The 1346-nt window shown below is 27.7% G+C and carries 1 protein-coding gene; it reads right to left on the minus strand.

Annotation, left to right across the window (positions count from 1 at the left end):
* Positions 1 to 231: 231 nt before the first annotated feature.
* A complete protein-coding gene (locus tag Q0945_RS15880) occupies positions 232 to 1200 on the minus strand; it encodes a Fic family protein (RefSeq protein WP_299436606.1) in 969 nt (322 codons plus the stop codon).
* Positions 1201 to 1346 lie beyond the last annotated feature (146 nt).

A 1346-nucleotide genomic window follows, 5' to 3' on the forward strand; every position in this document is an offset into this window, starting at 1 on the left:
TCTTGTATTCTTTTTACGTACCATAATAACAAATCTATTAATTTAGATTCGTTGCGTTAAGTTCTTGAGTACGCATTGGTTTTTTCGGCATTAAGCACAACGGTTTTGTATATGATACGTTGCGTGTATAACGTCACTAATTTAGCAAATAAAAACCGAATAGAATATTCCGCAGGAATATTCGTAAGTAGGCTAGAACTAGCAATGGATTATATACCTTGTTGTGCCCAGTTATTTTAAACGATAGATTGTCTTATTTTTTTCTCCTATTTTTTCAAATAAATTTAATTCAGCTCCTTTTTTTAAATCTCTACTTGCAGTTGCTGATGAAATATCTTTAAAAATATCCATATAGTCTTTTCTAGTAAATTCTTTTTTATTTAATGAAACATAATATTCTAATCTATCTTTTTCATTTAATGTTCTATTATTAAAATCTAATAACTGGCTTATTGAAATGTCAATTACGTTAAGCATATATTCAATAAACTTAGTTGACTTTCCAGATTTATCACTTTCAGCTAAAGCTTTGTAATATTTTTCTTGGTCGTTACTGATTAAAGTTTCAAAAGGCAAAAACTCAAAGATTGGATATTTTTCCATTAAAATTAAAGTTTGCCATAATCTTCCCATTCTTCCATTTCCATCTAAAAATGGATGTATAAATTCCATTTCGTAATGGAAAACACAACTTTTAATTAATTCAATTTCATCAGACTTTTTTAAATATTGAAAAAGGTCTTTCATTAAATATGGCACATTTCCAAAAGGTGGTGCTAAATGCTCAACTTTTGAGCCTTTTACAATTCCGACACTTTGATTTCTATAATTTCCAGAATTTTCAATTAAACCTTCCATTAAGTTTTTATGTGCTTTCAAAAATGATTTTTCATTTGAAGGATTGTAATCTTCTAAATTTTCATAGATTTTGATTGCATTTAAAACTTCAAGAACATCTTTTTTAGGACCAATAACTCTTTTGTTTTCAAGAAGTGCTGTTATTTGTTCCTCTGTAAGTGTGTTTCCTTCTATTTTTAAAGAAGAATGAATAGTTTTGATTCTATTCTGTTTTCTCAATTTAGGTGAAGGTCTGTTTAATAAATTAGCATTTACTTCTCCTATTTTTTCTGAAATAGAAGTTATTAATTTTAAAATAGAAGATGTTATTTCGTAAGGTGGTTTCATTTGTGATACTATCATTTGATACTATCAAAGATACAATCATTTAATCTGAATTATCTTATGAAACGTGATTTTTTAATTGGGCACAACGTGTTTGTGTATGATTTCGTTGCGTGTTTAAGCACTAAAGTTAGCAAATAAATCACAGATAGAAAGTCCGCGAG

Source organism: uncultured Maribacter sp., from assembly GCF_947500405.1.
GTDB lineage: Bacteria > Bacteroidota > Bacteroidia > Flavobacteriales > Flavobacteriaceae > Maribacter_B.